Origin of the sequence: Pseudomonas arsenicoxydans (assembly GCF_900103875.1) — a bacterium.
GTDB lineage: Bacteria > Pseudomonadota > Gammaproteobacteria > Pseudomonadales > Pseudomonadaceae > Aquipseudomonas > Aquipseudomonas arsenicoxydans.
In genome coordinates this window covers 1,901,334-1,920,759 of record NZ_LT629705.1, presented here as the reverse complement: position 1 = coordinate 1,920,759, position 19,426 = coordinate 1,901,334, and the positions used below count along the sequence as shown (strand labels likewise).

Genomic DNA, 19,426 nt, shown 5'->3' with positions numbered 1-19,426 from the left:
AACTGTTATGAGCGCAGCTGAAACCAGGTGGTCTTCAACTGGGTGTATTTATCGAATGAATGCAGCGACAGGTCGCGGCCGAAACCGGACTGCTTGCCGCCGCCGAACGGCACGGTCACGTCCAGCGCATCGACGCTGTTGACCGACACCGTGCCCGCGCGCAACTGCCGCGCCACTCGGTGGGCGCGATTGAGGTCGTCAGTCCACAGCGAGGCAGCCAGACCGTAAACGCTGTCGTTGGCCAGTTGCAAGGCGTGTGCCTCGTCCTCGAATGCCGTGACGGCCAGCACCGGGCCGAACACTTCATCGCGAAACAGCGGCATGTCCGGGCTCACCTGAGTGAAAATCGTCGGCTCGATGAAGTTGTCGGAACCGTTGAATATCGACTGCCGGCCACCGCACACCCTGGTCGCACCCTGGCGTTCGGCTTGCTGGATAAACTTCATGATGCGCGCGGTCTGGCGGCTGTCGACAATCGCCCCGGCGCTGCTCGACGGGTCCAGCGGATCACCCGGCAGCCAGCGTTGTGCCTGTGTCTTGAGGCGCTCGACAAATTCGTCATGAATCGAACGTTGCACCAGCAACCGTGAGTTGGCCGAGCAGACTTCACCCTGATTGAAGAAGATCCCGAACGCCGCTTTCTCGGCGGCCAGGTCCAGGTCCTGGCAATCGGCGAAGACTAGATTGGCGCTCTTGCCACCGCACTCCAGCCACACCTGTTTGAGGTTCGACTGCGCGGAATACTGCATGAAATATTTGCCGACTTCAGTGGAGCCGGTGAACACCAGGCAATCGACGTCCGGGTGCAAACCGAGGGCCTTGCCGGTCTGCTCGCCGAGGCCCGGCAACACGTTCAGCACACCCGCTGGCAGGCCGGCTTCCAGCGCCAGCTCAGCCAGACGCAAAGCGGAAAACGGCGATTGCTCGGCGGGCTTGAGGATCACCGAATTGCCCGCCGCCAGCGCTGGCGCTAGCTTCCACGCCGCCATGTCCAGCGGGAAATTCCATGGCACCACGGCAGCGACCACGCCCAGCGCTTCACGGGTGATGGTCGCCAGCACGTTCTGCGCGCTCGGGGCGATCTGGTCGTAGAGTTTGTCGGGGCTTTCGGCGTACCAGCGAAACACCCCGGCCGCACCCGGCACATCGATGTTGTAGGCATCCATCACCGGTTTGCCCATGTTCAGCGAATCGAGCAGCGCCAGTTCTTCACGGTGAGCCATGATCAGATCAGCCAGGCGCAGTAACACTTGCTTGCGCTCAGCGGGCGAGCGCGCCGACCAGCTGCCAGCCTCGAACACCTGCCGCGCATTGCGCACCGCTAGGTCCACGTCTTCTTCACCGCACGCGGTGACGTTGGCCAGGCACTGGCCGGTGGCGGGATTGATCGCCGCGAAGGTCTGCCCCGACAGCGCCGAACGGGGTTGGCCATCGATGACGGACAGGTCGGGAAACCGCAGTGCAGCGGCCTTGTTTTGCCAGTATGCAAGCTCGAACACGTTCAGATGCTCCATGGGCTTTTCTTGTGAATTGGATGGTCGCTCAGGCCCCTGTCCAGGAAAAATAGTAAAAATGTCTTCGCAGACCATGAAAAAACTGGGCAGCCAATCTCCCCCCTCGCGTGGGATGTGGTTATTGTTCAGGCACAACAACACCGTCGAACGAACGGACGCGGGCGGCTCGCAATTTGCTTGGATGTCGAGATCATCCACCCCGAGGTTTGCCGTGGCTGCCTACAACCTGCGTCAACTGAAATACTTCATCACCACCGTCGAATGCGGCAGCGTCGCCGAGGCATCGCGCAAGCTGTACATCGCGCAACCGGCCATTTCCACGGCGATCAAAGGCCTGGAAGACAGCTTCGGTGTGCAACTGCTGATCCGCCATCACGCTCAAGGCGTCTCCCTGACTCCCAGCGGCGCACGTTTCTACCGCAAGGCCCAGGAACTGCTGCGCATGGCCAAGGAGTTCGAACAGAACGCCCTGGCCGACAACGATGTGGTGTCCGGGCAAATCGATATCGGATGCTTCGAAACGGTCGCGCCGCTGTACCTGCCGCAATTGATTGCCGGGTTCTCGGCGTTGTATCCGGGGGTGAAAATCCGCATCCGCGACGGCGAGCAGCAAGAGCTGGTGCAAGGCCTGACCTCGGGCACCTTCGACCTGGCAATCCTGTATGAACACGACCTCGACGCCACCATCCAGACCGAACCCCTGATGCCGGCGCAGCGGCCGTATGCGTTGCTGCCGGCGGACCATCGCTTCGCCCAGCTCAAGCAAGTGTCGCTGCGTGACCTGTGCCTGGAACCGATGATTCTGCTGGACGTGCAACCGAGCCGGACCTACTTCGTCAGCCTGTTCGAGGAATTGGGCCTGTCGCCAAACATTGCCTTCAGCTCGCCGTCGATTGAAATGGTCCGGGGCATGGTCGGGCAAGGTTTCGGCTTTTCGATCCTGGTCACCCGGCCGCATTCGGAATGCACCTATGACGGCCAGAAAGTGGTGTGCGTGGACATCGTCGAAGACGTCACCGGCTCGGGGCTGGTGGCGGCGTGGCTCAAGCGTGGGCAACTGACCAAACCGGCGCAGTTGTTTGCCGACTACTGTCGGGAGCAGCTCACCGCGAAGGCTGCTTCTTGAATATCAACGTCAAAAGATCGCAGCCTCGTTTCACTCGACAGCTCCTACATCTATCCCTTCTAGGAGCTGTCGAGTGAAACGAGGCTGCGATCTTTTGCTCTTCAGCTTTTACGCGGTTTGATCCGCGCGGTTGCTTCGGCCACCAGCGGATCATCCGGCCAGTAGTGCTTCGGATACCGTCCCTTCAGGTCCTTCTTCACCTCGGCGTATGTGCTGCGCCAGAAGTTGGCCAGATCCTGGGTCACCTGCACCGGCCGCCGAGCCGGTGACAACAGGTGCAGCTTCACCACCTGCCGGCCCCCGGCAATGCGCGGGGTTTCGGCCAGGCCGAACAACTCCTGCAAGCGCACCGCCAGAATCGGCGGCTGCTCGCTGTAGTCCAGACGAATCGAGGAGCCTGACGGCACGCTCAGATGATGCGGCGCCAACTCATCGAGCCGTTGCGGCAGTGGCCACGGCAATAAGTTGTGGACGATGCTCGACAGGTCAATATTGGCGAAGTGACTCAGCCGCGAGACTTTCCCCAGATACGGCATCAACCAATGCTCGAGGTTTTTGAGCAGCGCGGCGTCGCTGACATCCGGCCACTCACTGTTGCTTTTACTGCCAAGGTCCAACTGCCGCAACAAGGCGACTCGCGCCTGCCACTGACGCAGCTCCGGGGTCCATGGCAGCAGCTCCAGGCCTTTGCGTCGCACCAGGTTTACCAGCGCTTGGCTACGGGCGGTTTCATCGAGGCCGGTCAGCGGTTCACGGCTGAGGATCAGTTCGCCGACCTTGCGCTGTCGCTCGGCGCGCAATACACCCTCGCGCTCATCCCAATCCAGTTGATCGACCACGCGCACCTGCTCGGCCAGCACTGAATCGAACAGCGCCGGATCAAAATCCGCCGCCAGATAAATCCGTTCCTCTCGCTGGCCCTGACGACTGCCAAGGTCAGCGATCACCAACCAGGGTTGTTTCATCAAACTATCGGCTTCGGCGAACAACGCCGCACGACCGTTGGCCAAGCGATATTCCGCCCCACCGGCACGCCGTTGTTGAGCAACTCGGTCGGGATACGCCAACGCCAGCAGCGCGCCGAGCCAGCGCGGATGATCCGGGTCGCTGACTGGCTCCGATGCTTTGCCGCGCAGATAACCGCGATATTGCCGCGCCAGTTGCCGGGCACGCTGAACGCCGCCCTGGGCACCGCGCGCGGCCCGTTCTTCGCCGGACAACAGCGTCAATCGGCTGTGTAGATCGGCGCCCGCACCGCGCAAGATGTCCCGCTCGCCGAGCAAGGCCGCGACATCGCACGCCATGTCGGCCAGACCGAGCGCCTGCCCGCGCAACAGCAAATGGGCGATACGCGGATGCGCCGGCAGTTCGGCCATGGCCTGACCGTGACGGGTTAGCGCTTCGCCGTCCAAAGCACCCAGGCGCTCAAGCAGATCCTGAGCCTGTGCATAAGCGGCGGCGGGCGGGACGTCGAGCCACACCAATTGCGTCGGAGTCACGCCCCAACGACCGAGCTGCAACGCCAGACCGGCAAGGTCTGCCGAGAGAATTTCGGCACTGGCATACGCCGCCAGTTGCTCGTGCTGATCCTGCGACCACAAGCGATAACACACGCCCGGCTCCAGGCGCCCGGCCCGACCCGCGCGCTGAGTGGCGCTGGCCTTGGAAATCCGCTGGGTGTCGAGACGCGTCATGCCACTGCCCGGATCGAATCGCGGCACCCGCGCAAGCCCCGCGTCGATCACCACGCGCACGCCGTCGATGGTCAGGCTGGTCTCGGCGATGTTGGTCGCCAGCACCACTTTGCGTTTGCCGGCAGGCGCCGAATCGATGGCGGCACGTTGCGCGGCGAGGTCCAGTTCACCGTGCAACGGGCAGAGCAGAACCTGAGGGTTATCGCCCAGCGCATCGGCCAATTGCTGATGAACACGACGGATTTCCGCCTGACCCGGCAGGAACACCAACACGCTGCCGGTTTCATCGTTCAACGCTTCGAGGATGGTCTGCACCAGCCGCGGTTCGATGAACTCGCCGGGCTGAAACGGCCGCCCCCAGCGCATCGCCACCGGGTACATGCGACCTTCACTGCGCAGGATCGGCGCGTCGTCCAGCAATCCGGCCAGGCGTTCGCCTTCGAGCGTTGCCGACATCAAGAGGATTTTCAGCGGCTGATCGTCACGAAACAGCTCCCGGCCATTCAGGCTCAGGGCTAACGCCAGGTCGGCATCGAGACTGCGCTCGTGGAATTCATCGAAGATCAGCAGGCCCACGCCCTCCAGCGCCGGGTCGTCCTGCAAGCGCCGGGTGAGGATGCCTTCGGTGACCACTTCGATACGGGTCTTGGGCCCGACTTTGCTGTCCAGCCGAATCCGGTAGCCAACGGTTTCACCGACTTTCTCGCCCAGCTCACTGGCCAGACGCTCCGCCGCCGCACGCGCGGCCAAACGGCGCGGTTCAAGCATCAGAATGGTCTGCCCGGCCAGCCAGCTCTCATTGAGCAAGGCCAGCGGAACACGGGTGGTTTTACCGGCACCGGGCGGTGCTTCGAGCGCGGCTTCATGGCGTGTCGCCAAGGCTTCACGCAGGGCGGGTAAAACTTCATCAATCGGCAAAGAAATCATGCTGGCTCCAAAACAGAGCGGCGAGTATAACGGCGAACTGCCCGGCGTTAATCACGGTCCTAATTCATATAGACGCCCCTTCGTTTTCCAAATGACTCAGGAGATTTCATATGCGTGTTCCCTTTCGCTTGATTGGCGGAGTATTGGTCGCGACCTTGCTGACCCAAGTGACCGCTTGCGGATCGATTTTCTACCCCGACCGTCGTGGGCAGATTGACGGCAAGGTCGACCCGGCCATCGCGGCGCTCGATGCCGTGGGCCTGCTGTTCTACATCATCCCGGGCCTGATCGCTTTTGCAGTGGACTTTGCCACTGGCGCGATTTATTTCGAGCCAGGCCACACCGCTCAGGTGGCGCCGGAGAAACTCAAGGAAGCCATCGGCGCCGACGGCAAGGTCGATAACCACAAGTTGCAGACTATTCTGGAAACTGAACTGGGCCGCAGCTTCCCGCTGGATGACCCACGCCTGATCCAGCACAAGGGCAGCGCCCAGCAACTGGCCCTGTTCGGCCTGCAACCTGCCGCGTAACTCAAGCACTTAAAGGAACCGCCGCACTTATGATTTCCAGCTCCGAACACGCCCGCCTGTTGCGGCTGGCGACCCGTGCCTCCGTGGCGGTCGCTTGTACGCTGATCGTCGCCAAAGCCATCGCCTGGTGGTTGAGCGGTTCGGTGAGCATGCTTGCCGGGTTGACCGACTCGACACTCGACGGCGTCACCTCTTTGCTCAACCTGCTGGCGGTACATTACGCCTTGCGCCCCGCCGACGATGACCACCGTTATGGGCACGGCAAGGCTGAGTCCCTGGCCGGCATGGCTCAGGCGCTGTTCATTGGCGGCAGTGCGGTATTGATTGCCTTGCAGGCAATCGATCGGTTGAAACACCCTGAACCGGTGGGCGCGCCGTGGATCAGCATCGGGGTGATCGTGTTCTCCCTGGTGCTGACCCTGGCGTTGCTGATGCTTCAACATCGGGTCGTCAAGGCCACCGGCTCCAATGCCGTGCGCGCCGACTCCCTGCATTACCGCTCGGACATGATGCTCAATGGCAGCATCCTGGTCGCGCTGATTCTGGCCGGGTTTGGCTGGCATCAAGTCGACCCGTGGTTCGGGCTGGCAATCGCCGCGTACATTTTCTGGAGCGCGATCCAGATCGCCAAGGAAAGTTTTACTGTTTTGATGGATGAAGAATTACCGCCCGATGTCAGCCAGCACATGCTGGATCTCGCCTGCAGCGTACCGGGGGTTTTGGGCGCGCACGACTTGCGCACGCGGATTTCCGGCAATCAGTGGTTCGTGCAGTTGCATCTGGAATTGCCGGGAGACCTGACGCTGTCAGTCGCCCACGGCATCAGCGATCAGGCGGTCGACGCGATTCACGCCGCTTACCCGCGAGCCGAAGTGCTGGTGCACGCCGACCCGCAGGAAGTGGTAATGGCCGCCAGGGCTCAGTAGGAAACCTGGTAGCCGCGACTGCCCAGGCAGTTGCCTTGGGCCTGGCGGTAGGCTTGCACCACCGACGGGTCTGGCTGGTAAGTGGCCGTACACGGATTGAAGCCACTCTGTTGCACCGCGTACTGATAGCACTCATAACCGTCCTGATTGACCTGCTCCGGCGACTGGCCGTTGGCCGGGTACGCCACGACGTCATAGCCATTGCTGGCCGGTTGCGGCTGCGGTGGCTGCTGCACCGGTGGCTCGACCACGACGTAATCCTGCGTGCTTTCCTGATAGGCGTAATACGCACCGGCGGCCAGGAATAACAACGCGCCGCCGATCCACACTTCACGGGCGTAATCGGGCAAGTAGCCGACCCGAATCCCGCGAGGCGGTTCGACCACGACGTAACGTGGGCCTTGTGGGCGATACCAGTAGCCGCCGGAATAGAAGTAATCGCGGCCGCCGTAAGGCACGCGGTATTCACGGTCAGGGAAGCGATCGATCACTTGACCTGGACGATACTGTGGGCCAGGGCCCCAGCCATTGCCGTGTCCGTCCGGACGACCGGCCCAGTGATGATCATCAGGACGCGGCCCGTTGTTCTGCCAATGTGGGTTGTTATCGTTGCGCCGCGGGATGTCCTCATAGTAACCACGCTGTGGCTGCTGGGTCTGGCGCACGGTGTCAGGTCGCCCCTGGATCGGCAGGTCATTGGCCGGCAACTGAGGCGGTGGTGGCGCCGATCGGACAGGGTTGTTGTAGTTGGGCTGTTGACGGTTCTGCCATTGGCCGTTGTTTTGATTCTGCCCGTTGTGCTCGAACTGGCGACTGTTGTCGCCACGAATGATGTCGTTGTTCTGCGGGCGCGGCTGGTTTTGCTGCGGCTGATTTTGCGGACGTGGCTGATTGTTGCCGCCATGCCCCTGATTGTTGCCCTCATGGCCATCCGGTCCACGTTGCCCGCCTTCGGGGCCACGGTTCTGCTGATCATCGGCCAGCGATTGTGCAGTGACACTGATACATAGCAAACCAACACCGGCCAAACGCCAGATGCGCGACTTCATGCTTTTCCTCACTGCGGGTTAGGGCCTGTACGTAAGACTGGAAAAGCACAGGCCGGTTCTGCAACAGGTTATCAGTCGCGAAACTTATTTATTGAGCGCCATCGTCAAATTCAGGGCAAAAGAAAAGGGAGACCCGTCGGCCTCCCTTTAGAGAACTTCGTCCGTGCTCGACGCTTGTGGCGCCGGCTCACCTCACGCCGTCTTCTGGACAGTGTGTAGCTCGGGGGCCGACACATCCCCTGTGGGGGTGGCGACCGCGACTGGCCTGATTGGGCGAGCCGCTGTGGACTGTTTGTCCGAGCAGTGATTCTGGTGATAAGAATAGGCCGGAGGCGCCGACAGAGGATTGCGAAGATTGCTCAAATAAACATCACTTGCGCAATTTTTAACCCTGGATAGATAATCTGCCGCAATAGTTATGACAAAGGCCTGATTGATGAGCAAACTCGACCGATACGACTTGAGCATTTTGGCGGAATTGCAGCGTGACGCGCGCATCTCCAACCAGGAGCTGGCCGAACGCATCGGCCTGTCGCCTTCGCCGTGCTCGCGCCGGGTCAAACAGCTGGAAGACGATGGCTACATCTCCCGCCAAGTCGCCTTGCTGGACCGCAAAATGCTCGGCTTGAGCCTGACGGCTTATGTACTGATCGGCATGGACCGTCATACGCCGGAGCGTTTCGAGAACTTTGAAGCGGCGATTCGTACATTACCGCAGGTGCTGGAATGCAGCCTGGTGACCGGGATGGATGCGGATTATCAGCTCAAGGTGGTGGTGCCGGATATGGATCACTATCAGAAACTGCTGCTGGGGCATCTGACCCGGATTGAAGGGGTGACGAGCGTGCGGTCGAGTTTTGTGTTGAACCAGGTGCTTAACAGCACCGAACTGCCCCTGACCCATCTGCGCAGCTGACTGTAAGTCTGTAGGAGCTGTCGAGTGAAACGAGGCTGCGATCTTTTGATCTTGTTTTTAAAGAGCAAGATCAAAAGATTGCAGCCTCGTTTCACTCGACAGTTCCTACACCGGGTGCAGGCGACGAATAGCTGCGACACACTGCCGCAGGTCAATACTTCGCCAATCCCCCATACCGTATACTTCAGCGCCTTTTAGCCACGCCCGCGCTGGAGATGTCCGATGGATCCTGCAGTATTCGAAGAGTGGATGATGACTGGACTGGTCAGCATCCTGATCATTTTCATGGGTTTTATCGTCTGGGATCTGGCGAAGAAATCCAAAGCCGGACGCTTCGGTTCTTTCATCCTGTTCTTCGTACTGGGCTTGGGTGTGGCTGCATTCGTGATCAAAAGCGTGGTCATCGGCCTGATCGAATCCGGCACGTTATAAACGCGCCGGCACTTCCTTCCACTGGCCCTGATCGAGCCCATCGATCGTCCAGTCGCCGATTCTGACCCGCACCAGACGCAACGTCGGCAAGCCGACCGCCGCCGTCATGCGCCGAACCTGACGGTTGCGCCCCTCGCGAATCACCAATTCCAGCCAGCTCGTCGGCACGCTTTTACGAAAGCGTACCGGCGGGTTGCGTGGCCACAACTCGGGTTCATCCAGTTGCCGCGCCTCGGCCGGCAAGGTCATGCCGTCGTTCAACTCGACGCCCTCGCGCAGGCGCTGCAATTGCTCGGCGCTCGGCTCGCCTTCCACTTGCACCCAATATGTCTTGGCCAGTTTGTGTTTCGGATCGGCGATCCGCGCCTGGAGTTGGCCGTCGTTGGTCAGCAGCAGCAAACCTTCACTGTCGCGATCCAGCCGTCCTGCCGGGTAAATCCCCGGGATGTCGATGTAGTCCTTGAGTGTCGCGCGCCCTTCACCGTCGCTGAACTGCGTCAGCACATCGAACGGTTTGTTGAACAGAATCAGTTTCGGCTCGGCCGGTGGCGCTTTGGCGACACGGCGTGGGGCTGAAGAAGATGGCTTCGCACCTGGACGGCGGGAAGGAGGACGCGGCGGACGGGACATGGGGAAAACAACATCTAACGGTCAGGGCTTCTAATGCTAGTGCCCTGACCGCCAAATGACCATCTCGCAATCAGCGGAACGGCGGCTCGTCGAAGCTGCGCAGTTTGCGCGAGTGCAGCGAGTTGAGCTCAGTGCGCAACAGGTCAACGGCCTCGATGCCGATTTTCAAGTGCTGGCTGACCGCGCGCTCATAAAAGGCGTTGGCCGAACCCGGCAGCTTGATCTCGCTGTGCAGGGGTTTGTCCGATACGCAGAGCAACGTGCCGTACGGCACCCGCAAGCGATAACCCTGGGCCGCGATGGTGCCGCTTTCCATGTCCACCGCCACGGCGCGAGACAGGTTGATCAGCGGACGTTCCTGCGCCCAGCGCAGTTCCCAGTTACGGTCGTCGTAAGTCAGAACGGTGCCGGTGCGCAGGCGTTTTTTCAGCTCGTCGCCCTTCTCGCCGGTGATGTTGGCCGCTGCTTGCTGCAACGCCATCTGCACTTCGGCAAGCGCTGGAATCGGAATATTTGGCGGCACCACCCGGTCAAGAATCCCGTCGCGACGCATATAAGCGTGAGCCAGCACGTAGTCGCCAATGGTCTGCGACTGACGCAAACCGCCACAGTGGCCGATCATCAGCCAGCAATGCGGACGCAGCACCGCCAGGTGATCCGTGATGTTCTTGGCGTTGGACGGGCCGACGCCGATGTTCACCAACGTCACGCCATGACCGTCGCTGGCAATCAGGTGATAGGCCGGCATCTGATAACGGTGCCAAACCACGCCCGCGGCAATCGCCGAGGCCTCGCCGTGGTCCATGCTCTTTTCAATGATCACGTTGCCCGGCAAGACCATGCGCACAAAACGCGGGTCGCTGCGCAACTGCTCCAGGCCATGGACGATGAACTGGTCGACATAGCGGTGGTAGTTGGTCAGCAGAATCCACGGCTGCACATGGCGCCAGTCGCTACCGGTGTAATGCACCAGCCGGCGCAGGGAAAAGTCCACCCGCGCGGCATCGAACAGCGCCAATGGCAGCGGATCGGTGTTTTCCCAATCGTACAAACCGTCGGCAATGCCGTCGGTGGCGGCCGACAAATCCGTACTCGGGAACACCCGCGCCAATACGGCGGCGGTGACGCCGGAGCCGGCCAGTTCATCACCCTGCTCGACCACGTACGGATAAGGAATGTTTTGCTGGCTGACGCCGACTTCCACGGTCACGGTGAAGTCGTGCATCAACGGTACGAGTTGTTCCAGCAAGTATTTTCGGAACGCCGCCGGATGGGTGACGGTCACGCTGTAGGTCCCAGGCAACTGAACCTTGGCATAGGCGCGAGTGGTCTGTGGAACCTCACCCTGGCAGTGATAGGTCAGACGCAGCTCGGGATAACGAAACATCGCACGCTGCTCGGCGTCGGGCTCGACACGATCCTTGAGGTAACGCTTGAGCGCCTGGTTCAGCGCGGTGGTTGCACGATTGTGCAAGAGCGCAAGCCGGTCCACGGCTTGCTCGGCGGTTTGAACGACAATAAAAGCTTCGGTCACGATCAGCATCCTGTGTTCTGACTTGCAGTGCTTCATCTTGCCTGCATCATCGCTTCACGGGAACAGTGGAATGTTGCCAGTACACCAATTGCGAGACACCACTGAACCTGTGGGAGCAGGCTCAGTGGTGTTTATCGTGCTCAGAAACCTTGCGGGGTCGAGCGGGCGACGATCGCTTCCACTTCCAGCCCTCGCGGCAACGCGCCATACACCCGCCCGGCCGAGCCTAGCCGGCTGGCAATAAACGCGTCACTGACCGCCGAATTGCCAGCCTCCAGCAACAGTTTGGCCTGGAGCCCCAGTGCAATGTCTTCGGTGAGTTGTCGCGCGCGGTATTGAATGTCGCCGGTGTCCTTGAACGCTGCCTGCAGTTGGCTGATGTGCTCGGCCAAGCGTTTATCGCCATGACCATCGCCCAGTTCGCCGAACAACACATCCAGCACACCCGGCTCTTTCGACAGCGCCCGCAATACGTCCAGGCATTGCACGTTGCCAGAACCTTCCCACGTCGAGTTGACTGGCGCCTCGCGGTACAGGCGCGGCAGGATACTTTCTTCGACATACCCGGCGCCGCCCATGCATTCGGCGGCTTCGTTGATCATTGCCGGCGCGCGCTTGCAGATCCAGTACTTGCCCACCGCCGTCACCAAGCGGGCGAATTTGGCTTCATGGCTGTCATCCAGATGATCCAGCGCCCTGCCCATGCGCAGGCTCAACGCCAAAGCCGCTTCGCTTTCCAGCGCCAGATCGGCCAGGACGTTCTGCATCAGCGGTTGCTCGCTCAGCAACTTGCCGCCGACCATACGGTGCGCGCAGTGATGACTGGCTTGGGTCAGCGCCTGGCGCATCAGCGAACTGGAGCCGACCATGCAATCGAAGCGGGTCATCGCGACCATTTCGATGATGGTCGGAACGCCGCGCCCTTCTTCGCCGACCATCCACGCCAGCGCGCCCCGGAATTCGACTTCGCTGGACGCATTGGAGCAATTGCCCAGTTTGTTTTTCAGGCGCTGGATGTAGAACTGATTACGCGTATCGTCCGGGCGGTGGCGCGGCAGCAGGAAGCAGGTAAGCCCCTTGTCCGTCTGCGCCAGGGTCAGGAAGGCATCGCACATCGGCGCGGAACAGAACCACTTGTGCCCCACCAGTTCATAGGCCTGCCCAGGACCGCTCGCGCCCACCGGATAGGCCTTGGTGGTGTTGGCCCGAACGTCGGTGCCACCTTGTTTTTCGGTCATCGCCATGCCGATGGTGACACCGGCCTTGTGCGCCATGCCGAAATTGCGCGGGTCGTATTCGGTGGACAGGATTTTCGGCAGCCATTGCTCGGCCAGATCGGGTTGCAATCGCATCGCCGGCACGCTGGCGAAGGTCATGGTCAAGGGGCAACCGCTACCGGCTTCGGCCTGGCTGTGCAGATACGACATGGACGCGCGCGCGACATGCGCGCCCGGCTGCGGATGCGCCCAGGGCAACGAGGTCAGACCGTGTTCGACTGCCGTGCGCATCAGTTGGTGATACGCGGGGTGAAACTCCACCAGATCGATACGATGGCCGTAACGGTCATGGCTGACGAACACCGGTTTGTTTTGATTGGCCAGGAACCCGGCTTCCATCAGTGGTCCGCCGGCCAATGCGCCATAAGCGTCAATCCGCGACTCGGCCCACCCGGCCCCGAAACGCCGTGACCACTCTTGCAACGGCAGGTCGATGCGATAGAGGTTGGTGCCGTCCAGTGACGGTGGCTGGTTGGTGACTTCGTGGGTTTCGGCGAACTGGTGCAGGTTCATGACGGGGCTCCTTTGATCAGCCAAGGGATTCAGTTAAGCACCGCCCCCTGACCGAACAAAGTGTCATATCTGCCTAAATGTCGGCGCTTTCGCCTTGCCCTGGACAGAGCACGCGCCGATAAAGCGCCGCTTGCAAATCCTCGAATTTAACGGGCTTGCTCAGATAGTCGATCAAGGCGCCGTTCGGACAGCGTTCCCGCTCACCGCTCATGGCGACCACGAACACCGGCAGTTCGGCACACCCCGGCAGGGCGCGGATCTGGCAGCACAGGGAGGCGCCGTCCAGCTTGGGCATCTGGCAATCGAGCAACACCGCATCGAAATGTTCACGCTGCAATTGATCGAGTGCGGCAGCGCCGCTGTCGGTAGCACGCACCCGGAACCCGAGTTTGAGCAGCATGCCGCGCATCACCAATTGATTGATGCTGTTGTCATCTACCAACAGCACCGAGCAGTCCTGAGGCAGGCGCAAACGTGAGAATTCGCGGTTCACCAAGGGCACTGGTGGCCGCTCCACCACTGGCAGCTCGAACTCGACGTCCAGTTGGAAGCGGCTGCCGCTGCCGGGTTCGGATCGATGGGTCAGACGCCCGCCGAGCAATTCGACCAGTTGCCGACAGATCGCCAGGCCTACGCCCAGTCCACCGTATTCACGGGTCATGGAGCCATCGAGCTGGAAGAAGTGCTGGTACAGCGTCGCCTCCCCCAGATCAGTGAAACCGATGCCGGTGTCGATCACCGCAAACGACAACGCCAGTCGACCGCTGTCCACCGGTTTGCCCGTCACTCGCAGCGCCAGCCCTCCGACGCGGGTGAACTTGATCGCATTATCGAGCAGGCATTCCAGGCATTGCGACAGCTTGGCGCTGTCGCCATTCAAGCGATCCGGCAGACTCGGTGTCACGTCGACCTTTAAATCCAGCGACTTGCTCAAGGCGTTGCCTTCGAACTGCATCCGCAAGGCCTCGACCAAACCACGCAAACTGAACGTTGCCGAACTGGCCTTGAGTTTGCCCGCCTGCAACTCGGTCAGGGTCAGGATGCCGTTGACCATGCGCATCATGTCTCGAGCCGAACCGGCGGCGGTTTGCTGGTATTGCTCCAGCTCCGGGTCCATCTCTACGGTCTGCATCAATTCCAGCGAACCGATCACACCGTTCATGGGCGTACGCAGTTCATGGGTCAGGGTCGCGAGGAATTCGTCCTTGAGCTTGTTGCTGTGGGCCAGTTGCTGGTTCAGCACCTCAAGCTTTTGACCGGCATCGAACAGCGTCTGCGCCTGCTGTTCTCGCATGGCATTGATTCGATCGGCCAGCGCCAGGGACAACAATGCGACCTCGATGGCCGAACCGATCTGGCTGGAATACATGGTCAGGAACACATTCGGCAGATAACCCAACACCATCATTGTGTTGACGATGCCGCCGAGCAGGAAAGCCGACCAGGCAATGATGAAATACCGCGCCACACGCAGCCCCCGCAACCAGGCGCACAGCCCGGCGACGAAAATCACCACGGTGAACACCAAAGCAAGGGCTGTCGCCAGGCGCAAGGCCAAGGCGTAGCTGGTCATCAATGACAAGCCGACCACCACCGCACTGAACGCTACCAGTGCCAGCAACAGGCGATCGAGCCAGCGACTGTGGCTGGCCGTCTGCAAGAAGCTACGGGCGAACTGGCTGCCGAACAGCCCTGCGCAACCGATGAAAAACGGCGTCGCGGCATTGGCCCACCAGGGATTGTCCGGCCAGAAATACTGCACCGCCGCGCCATTCACCGACAGCTGATACAGGCCGAACGAGGCGATATAGAAAATGTAATAGAGGTAACTGGTGTCGCGCACGCTGAGGTAAATGAACAGGTTGTAAACCAGCATCCCCAGCAGCACGCCATAGATCAGGCCCAAGACATAAAGGCGCACCGGTTGCGCTTCAAGGTAAGCCGTGCTTGACCACAAGGTCACGGGCGCCTGGACCGACCCTTCACTTTGCAGGCGCAGGTAAACGGTTTGCGCCTGGTCAGGGGCGAAGTTCAGATCGAACAGGTAATTGTTCTGACGGATCTCGCGAGTGGCGAAGGGCAACGCATCACCGGTTTGCCGGACCAATTGATAGTCCCCGCCAGCATCGGGCAAGTAAAGATCAAGGTGATCGAGGGGCGGATAGGCCAGTTCCAGCAGCCAGGTGCGTTGTGCCGCGGGGTTGGTCGGTCGGTAATGCAGGTCGATTTTCAGCCAGAATGCGGAACGCGAATAACCGGCGTTAAGGGTGTCTTTATCGTGGGCTTTGAAGCTTCCGGCAGCGGCTTGCGCACGAACATCGGCGATGGTCGCTTGACCACCCGCGTCTTCATACACTTGCAGGGATCGGCCCAACGGAAGGCTTTGGGTGAATTCATCAAATTCAACGGCACTTGCCATGAGGGGCAAGTACAACAGCAACATCAGCAAATAGCGCATTTAAGCCCCAGCGTGGCCTGTCCGGTTATCTCAGGAAGCCCCTCATTCCTTTTGAGTAGACGTAAAACCGGCATTACCTGTTATTGGTTTGGATCCACTCTAGCATAGCCGTTGATGGCCATTGAACACCATTGAAATATTTCCTACAAAGGCTCTAGGACGGGCGTTCCAGCGCTGCGTATTGAGCTAGAGCTGTTAACCCCGCCGGAAGGCGAAAATGAATCGACGATTGGCACATTCCGACGGGCTCCAGGCGAAGGCTGCCACAGGGACCGTCATGACTCGCTGGTCGACTGGTGGTAAGCTCGCGCACCATGAATATCTACAGCTCTCGCCCCGTTGTCCTCTGTCTCTCCGGCCACGACCCAAGTGGTGGCGCCGGCTTGCAGGCAGATATCGAAGCCCTGCTCGCTCAGGGTTGTCATGCGGCCCCGGCCGTCACCGCCCTGACCGTGCAAGACACGGTCAATGTCACTGACTTTCGCGTTCTCGATCGCGAGTGGGTGCTGGCTCAGGCCAACGCCGTGCTCAACGATTCAGAAGTCGCGGCAGTCAAAGTGGGCATGCTCGGTTCCCTGGAAATGGTCGACACCGTCGTCGAACTGCTCTCGGCGCACCCGCATTTGCCGGTGGTCTGCGACCCGGTGCTGCGCGCTGGTGGCGGTGGCCGACTGGGCAAGGATGAAGTCGGCTATGCCATGCGCGAACGCCTGTTGCCGCTCTCGATCATCGCAACCCCCAACCTTCCTGAAGCCCGCATCCTCGCCGAACTGCCTGAAGGCACCGCGGACGAATGCGCTGAAAAGCTCCTGCCATTCGTCAAACACTTGCTGATCACCGGCGGTCATGGCGACGAACACGAAATCCACAATCGCCTGTACAGCCGCGATGGTCACCGCCAGACGTTTACCTGCCAACGCCTGCCCGGCAGTTATCACGGTTCCGGTTGCACCTTGGCCAGCGCGCTGGCCGGTCGCCTGGCCTTAGGTGAACACCTCACCAGCGCCGTGCAGACCGCACTTGACTACACTTGGCGTACCCTGCGCGATGCGGAGCAGTTGGGCAAAGGCCAGTTCGTGCCGCGCCGCCTGCCGCTGGATTTCTGTTCGTAACTTTCGATGCGTAAAGCGCAGAGGCTTGTCCGATGAAACTACGTGGCCTGTACGCCATTACCGATAGCCAGTTGCTGGCCGGTAAATTCCTTTCGTACGTGGAGGCGGCGCTCGAAGGCGGCGTCACTCTGCTGCAATACCGCGACAAGAGCAGCGACGAGGCCAAGCGCCTGCGCGAGGCCCAAGCCCTGCGCGATCTGTGCGAGCGCTACAAGACTCATCTGATCATCAACGACGACGCTGAGCTGGCTGCGCGGCTGAACGTCGGCGTGCACCTGGGCCAGACCGACGGCCCGCTGACCCCGGCCCGCGCGTTGCTCGGTCGTCAGGCGATCATCGGTTCAACCTGCCACGCACAACTCGAACTCGCCGAACAAGCCGCCAAGGAAGGCGCCAGTTATGTCGCTTTCGGTCGCTTCTTCAATTCCAATACCAAACCCGGCGCACCGACCTGCAGCCTTGAGTTGCTCGATCAGGCGCGCAGCAAACTGCACCTGCCGATCTGCGCGATTGGCGGCATCACCCTGGAAAACGCTGCGCCGCTGGTGGCCCACGGGGTCGATTTGCTGGCGGTTGTCCATGGCCTGTTTGGCGCCGAGAGCACGGCTGAAGTCACCCGCCGCGCCCGCGCCTTTAACGAATTGTTCAAATCCTGATTTTTGAGAGCCCGATCATGTCTCGTTCCGAAACCCTGTTTGCCAATGCCCAGAAACATATTCCCGGAGGCGTGAACTCGCCTGTTCGCGCGTTCAAAAGCGTTGGCGGCACACCGCTGTTCTTCAAACACGCTGAAGGTGCCTACGTCACCGACGAAGACGACAAGCGCTACGTTGACTACGTCGGCTCCTGGGGCCCGATGATTCTCGGCCACAGCCACCCGGACGTTCTGGACGCGGTGCGTAAACAACTGGAACACGGCCTTTCCTACGGCGCCCCGACCGCGATGGAAACCGAGATGGCCGACCTGGTCTGTTCGATCGTGCCGTCGATGGAAATGGTGCGTATGGTCAGCTCCGGCACCGAAGCGACCATGAGTGCCATCCGCCTGGCCCGTGGGTTCACCGGTCGCGACAACATCATCAAGTTCGAAGGCTGCTACCACGGCCACTCCGACAGCCTGCTGGTCAAGGCCGGTTCCGGCGCCTTGACCCAAGGCGTGCCGAGCTCGGCCGGTGTGCCGGCGGACTTCGCCAAGCACACCCTGACTCTGCCATTCAATGACATCGACGCAGTGGAAACCATGCTCGCCGAAGTCGGTCAGGACGTGGCCTGCATCATCGTCGAGCCGGTGGCCGGCAACATGAACTGCGTACCGCCGGCGCCAGGTTTTCTCGAAGGCCTGCGCACCCTGTGCGACAAACATGGCGTGGTGCTGATTTTCGACGAAGTGATGACCGGTTTCCGGGTCGCACTCGGCGGTGCCCAGGCCCATTTCGGCGTGACGCCGGATCTGAGCACGTTCGGCAAGATCATCGGTGGCGGCATGCCGGTGGGCTGCTTCGGCGGCAAGCGTGAAATCATGTCGTGCATCGCACCATTGGGTCCGGTCTATCAGGCCGGCACCTTGTCGGGCAACCCGCTGGCGATGGCCGCCGGCCTGACCACGTTGCGCTTGATCAGCCGTCCCGGTTTCCACGACGAGCTGAGCGACTACACCAGCCGCCTGCTCGATGGCCTGCAACAGCGCGCCGACGCCGCTGGCATTCCATTCGTGACCACCCAGGCCGGCGGCATGTTCGGCCTGTACTTCAGCGGTGCCGACGACATCGTGACCTTCGATGACGTGATGGCCAGCGACGCCGCCTTGTTCGGTCGCTTCTTCCACTTGATGCTCGAAGGCGGCGTGTACCTGGCGCCGAGCGCATTCGAAGCAGGCTTCACCTCGATCGCTCACGGCGAAACCGAGTTGAAACTGACGCTGGATGCCGCCGAACGAGCTTTCGCTGCATTGAAATAACCCTGTGTCGCTGACGTTGGCCAATGCCGGCGTCAGCTTTCACCTGCATTTACGCCCTTATTCCGACGCTTGTGCCAAGAATTCCCCGCAAATTGGGCGATATATTCCCCGCGCAGCAGAAAAACGAGTAAAGACTTTGTAAGGTTGGCCCTGCTTATTTCATAATGCGCGCTTATTGGATCCCCTCGATGGGTCCGCGCGCCCTTCAGAGGTAAGTCGATTCCCATGAACCGCACCGGCCGCGCCCTTGCAATGGGCTGCCTGTTGCTCCTTCAGCCCCTGCTCGCGCTCGCACAAGCAGGCGGCAACTCGTTGTTAATCCCAGCGATGGGTCGTTGCACCCTCAATACTCAGCCGCAAGACCTGACGCAAGCGCTGGCCGCCTGTCAGAAAGCGTCGGATGAAGGGGATGCGCAAGCGCAATACGAGTTGGGTGAGTTCTACTACGACGGCAAAAACACGCCGCGCGACCTCAAAAAAGCCCTGGACTACTTCGAGAAGGCCTCATTGCAGGGCCACGCCCAGGCGCAGTTCAAACTTGGCACCATGTTTTTCCACGGCGAAGGCGTACCGGCCAATAACGTTCAGGCGTATATCGTGCTGAAAATGGCCGCGGTCAATGGCGCTGAAGATGCGCTGGATACGGCGGACGAAGTGGCCGAGAAAATGCCGCGCGAAGAACTTGAAGTGGCGACTCAGGTGCTGGGGCAAATCTTTCGTAAATATCTGATGGAACTGCAAAGCGCCGATGGGCGTACGCCGTTTTCTCCACTGCCTTAATTCTGTTTCGATCTTTCTGGCCCTATCGCGGGCAAGCTGAACTGGCCTAAT

Annotated in this window: 16 protein-coding genes; 9 read left to right on the top strand and 7 right to left on the bottom strand. The window is 60.7% G+C overall.

The features are described from left to right. Window positions 1-5: 5 nt before the first annotated feature. Window positions 6-1,499 carry an aldehyde dehydrogenase gene (locus BLQ41_RS08770; protein ID WP_090188421.1) on the bottom strand — a complete coding sequence of 498 codons (1,494 nt, stop codon included), beginning with the start codon at window positions 1,497-1,499 and terminating at the stop codon, window positions 6-8. A gap of 226 nt (window positions 1,500-1,725) precedes the next feature. Here BLQ41_RS08770 and BLQ41_RS08765 point away from each other — a divergent pair, with 226 nt between their 5' ends. Next, window positions 1,726-2,640, top strand: coding sequence for a LysR substrate-binding domain-containing protein (locus BLQ41_RS08765; protein WP_090179538.1), 915 nt, complete (start codon window positions 1,726-1,728; stop codon window positions 2,638-2,640). Window positions 2,641-2,741: 101 nt separating this feature from the next. On the opposite strand, the gene hrpB is transcribed toward BLQ41_RS08765, so the two are convergent. Then, window positions 2,742-5,261 (bottom strand): ATP-dependent helicase HrpB, encoded by a 2,520-nt coding sequence (gene hrpB / locus BLQ41_RS08760; RefSeq protein WP_090179536.1) that lies wholly within the window; start codon window positions 5,259-5,261, stop codon window positions 2,742-2,744. Window positions 5,262-5,371: 110 nt separating this feature from the next. On the opposite strand from hrpB, the gene BLQ41_RS08755 reads away from it, so the two are divergent. Beyond that, window positions 5,372-5,791 (top strand): polyribonucleotide nucleotidyltransferase, encoded by a 420-nt coding sequence (locus BLQ41_RS08755; RefSeq protein WP_090179533.1) that lies wholly within the window; start codon window positions 5,372-5,374, stop codon window positions 5,789-5,791. A gap of 29 nt (window positions 5,792-5,820) precedes the next feature. Further along, window positions 5,821-6,717, top strand: coding sequence for a cation diffusion facilitator family transporter (locus BLQ41_RS08750; RefSeq protein ID WP_090179530.1), 897 nt, complete (start codon window positions 5,821-5,823; stop codon window positions 6,715-6,717). Here BLQ41_RS08750 and BLQ41_RS08745 read toward each other — a convergent pair. Further along, on the bottom strand, window positions 6,711-7,766 hold the full coding sequence (locus BLQ41_RS08745) for a DUF6515 family protein (RefSeq protein ID WP_090179528.1): 1,056 nt from the start codon (window positions 7,764-7,766) through the stop codon (window positions 6,711-6,713). The genes BLQ41_RS08750 and BLQ41_RS08745 overlap by 7 nt on opposite strands. Window positions 7,767-8,202: 436 nt before the next feature. Between BLQ41_RS08745 and BLQ41_RS08740 the strand changes: the two genes are divergently transcribed. Together BLQ41_RS08740 and BLQ41_RS08735 are read left to right on the top strand one after the other, a co-directional pair. Next, window positions 8,203-8,682: an Lrp/AsnC family transcriptional regulator gene (locus tag BLQ41_RS08740; RefSeq protein ID WP_007937367.1), complete on the top strand. Its 480-nt coding sequence runs from the start codon at window positions 8,203-8,205 to the stop codon at window positions 8,680-8,682. 222 nt (window positions 8,683-8,904) lie between these two features. After that, on the top strand, window positions 8,905-9,114 hold the full coding sequence (locus BLQ41_RS08735) for a DUF2788 domain-containing protein (RefSeq protein ID WP_007937369.1): 210 nt from the start codon (window positions 8,905-8,907) through the stop codon (window positions 9,112-9,114). On the opposite strand, the gene BLQ41_RS08730 is transcribed toward BLQ41_RS08735, so the two are convergent. The 4 genes from BLQ41_RS08730 to BLQ41_RS08715 all read right to left on the bottom strand — a co-directional run bounded on the left by BLQ41_RS08730 (window position 9,109) and on the right by BLQ41_RS08715 (window position 15,526). Further along, window positions 9,109-9,744, bottom strand: a complete 636-nt coding sequence (locus BLQ41_RS08730) for a pseudouridine synthase (RefSeq protein WP_090179525.1) — start codon at window positions 9,742-9,744, stop codon at window positions 9,109-9,111. The genes BLQ41_RS08735 and BLQ41_RS08730 overlap by 6 nt on opposite strands. Before the next feature lie 70 nt (window positions 9,745-9,814). After that, window positions 9,815-11,314: an AMP nucleosidase gene (gene amn / locus BLQ41_RS08725; RefSeq protein ID WP_197678920.1), complete on the bottom strand. Its 1,500-nt coding sequence runs from the start codon at window positions 11,312-11,314 to the stop codon at window positions 9,815-9,817. Between the two features lie 104 nt (window positions 11,315-11,418). Further along, window positions 11,419-13,068, bottom strand: a complete 1,650-nt coding sequence (locus tag BLQ41_RS08720; protein ID WP_090179522.1) for an acyl-CoA dehydrogenase family protein — start codon at window positions 13,066-13,068, stop codon at window positions 11,419-11,421. Window positions 13,069-13,141: 73 nt separating this feature from the next. After that, complete coding sequence (locus tag BLQ41_RS08715; RefSeq protein WP_090179520.1) at window positions 13,142-15,526, bottom strand: hybrid sensor histidine kinase/response regulator; 2,385 nt, start codon at window positions 15,524-15,526, stop codon at window positions 13,142-13,144. A gap of 314 nt (window positions 15,527-15,840) precedes the next feature. On the opposite strand from BLQ41_RS08715, the gene BLQ41_RS08710 reads away from it, so the two are divergent. From BLQ41_RS08710 to BLQ41_RS08695, 4 genes are all read left to right on the top strand, one after another. Continuing rightward, a complete protein-coding gene (locus BLQ41_RS08710; protein WP_090179517.1) occupies window positions 15,841-16,638 on the top strand; it encodes a hydroxymethylpyrimidine/phosphomethylpyrimidine kinase in 798 nt (265 codons plus the stop codon). A gap of 32 nt (window positions 16,639-16,670) precedes the next feature. Beyond that, complete coding sequence (gene thiE, locus BLQ41_RS08705; protein ID WP_090179515.1) at window positions 16,671-17,294, top strand: thiamine phosphate synthase; 624 nt, start codon at window positions 16,671-16,673, stop codon at window positions 17,292-17,294. A 17-nt stretch (window positions 17,295-17,311) separates the two neighbouring features. Further along, window positions 17,312-18,595, top strand: coding sequence for a glutamate-1-semialdehyde 2,1-aminomutase (gene hemL, locus BLQ41_RS08700; RefSeq protein ID WP_090179512.1), 1,284 nt, complete (start codon window positions 17,312-17,314; stop codon window positions 18,593-18,595). 225 nt (window positions 18,596-18,820) lie between these two features. Further along, entirely contained in the window at window positions 18,821-19,375 is a 555-nt protein-coding gene (locus tag BLQ41_RS08695) for a tetratricopeptide repeat protein (protein WP_090179510.1), read from the top strand. Window positions 19,376-19,426 lie beyond the last annotated feature (51 nt).

Coding starts and splice junctions, on each gene's coding strand:
- BLQ41_RS08745 (WP_090179528.1), bottom strand. CDS start 7,766: ATGAAGTCGCGCATCTGGCGTTTGGCCGGTGTTGGTTTGCTATGTATC.
- thiE (WP_090179515.1), top strand. CDS start 16,671: ATGAAACTACGTGGCCTGTACGCCATTACCGATAGCCAGTTGCTGGCC.
- BLQ41_RS08695 (WP_090179510.1), top strand. CDS start 18,821: ATGAACCGCACCGGCCGCGCCCTTGCAATGGGCTGCCTGTTGCTCCTT.
- BLQ41_RS08720 (WP_090179522.1), bottom strand. CDS start 13,068: ATGAACCTGCACCAGTTCGCCGAAACCCACGAAGTCACCAACCAGCCA.
- BLQ41_RS08730 (WP_090179525.1), bottom strand. CDS start 9,744: ATGTCCCGTCCGCCGCGTCCTCCTTCCCGCCGTCCAGGTGCGAAGCCA.
- hrpB (WP_090179536.1), bottom strand. CDS start 5,261: ATGATTTCTTTGCCGATTGATGAAGTTTTACCCGCCCTGCGTGAAGCC.
- amn (WP_197678920.1), bottom strand. CDS start 11,314: ATGAAGCACTGCAAGTCAGAACACAGGATGCTGATCGTGACCGAAGCT.
- hemL (WP_090179512.1), top strand. CDS start 17,312: ATGTCTCGTTCCGAAACCCTGTTTGCCAATGCCCAGAAACATATTCCC.
- BLQ41_RS08755 (WP_090179533.1), top strand. CDS start 5,372: ATGCGTGTTCCCTTTCGCTTGATTGGCGGAGTATTGGTCGCGACCTTG.
- BLQ41_RS08710 (WP_090179517.1), top strand. CDS start 15,841: ATGAATATCTACAGCTCTCGCCCCGTTGTCCTCTGTCTCTCCGGCCAC.
- BLQ41_RS08715 (WP_090179520.1), bottom strand. CDS start 15,526: ATGCGCTATTTGCTGATGTTGCTGTTGTACTTGCCCCTCATGGCAAGT.
- BLQ41_RS08750 (WP_090179530.1), top strand. CDS start 5,821: ATGATTTCCAGCTCCGAACACGCCCGCCTGTTGCGGCTGGCGACCCGT.
- BLQ41_RS08735 (WP_007937369.1), top strand. CDS start 8,905: ATGGATCCTGCAGTATTCGAAGAGTGGATGATGACTGGACTGGTCAGC.
- BLQ41_RS08740 (WP_007937367.1), top strand. CDS start 8,203: ATGAGCAAACTCGACCGATACGACTTGAGCATTTTGGCGGAATTGCAG.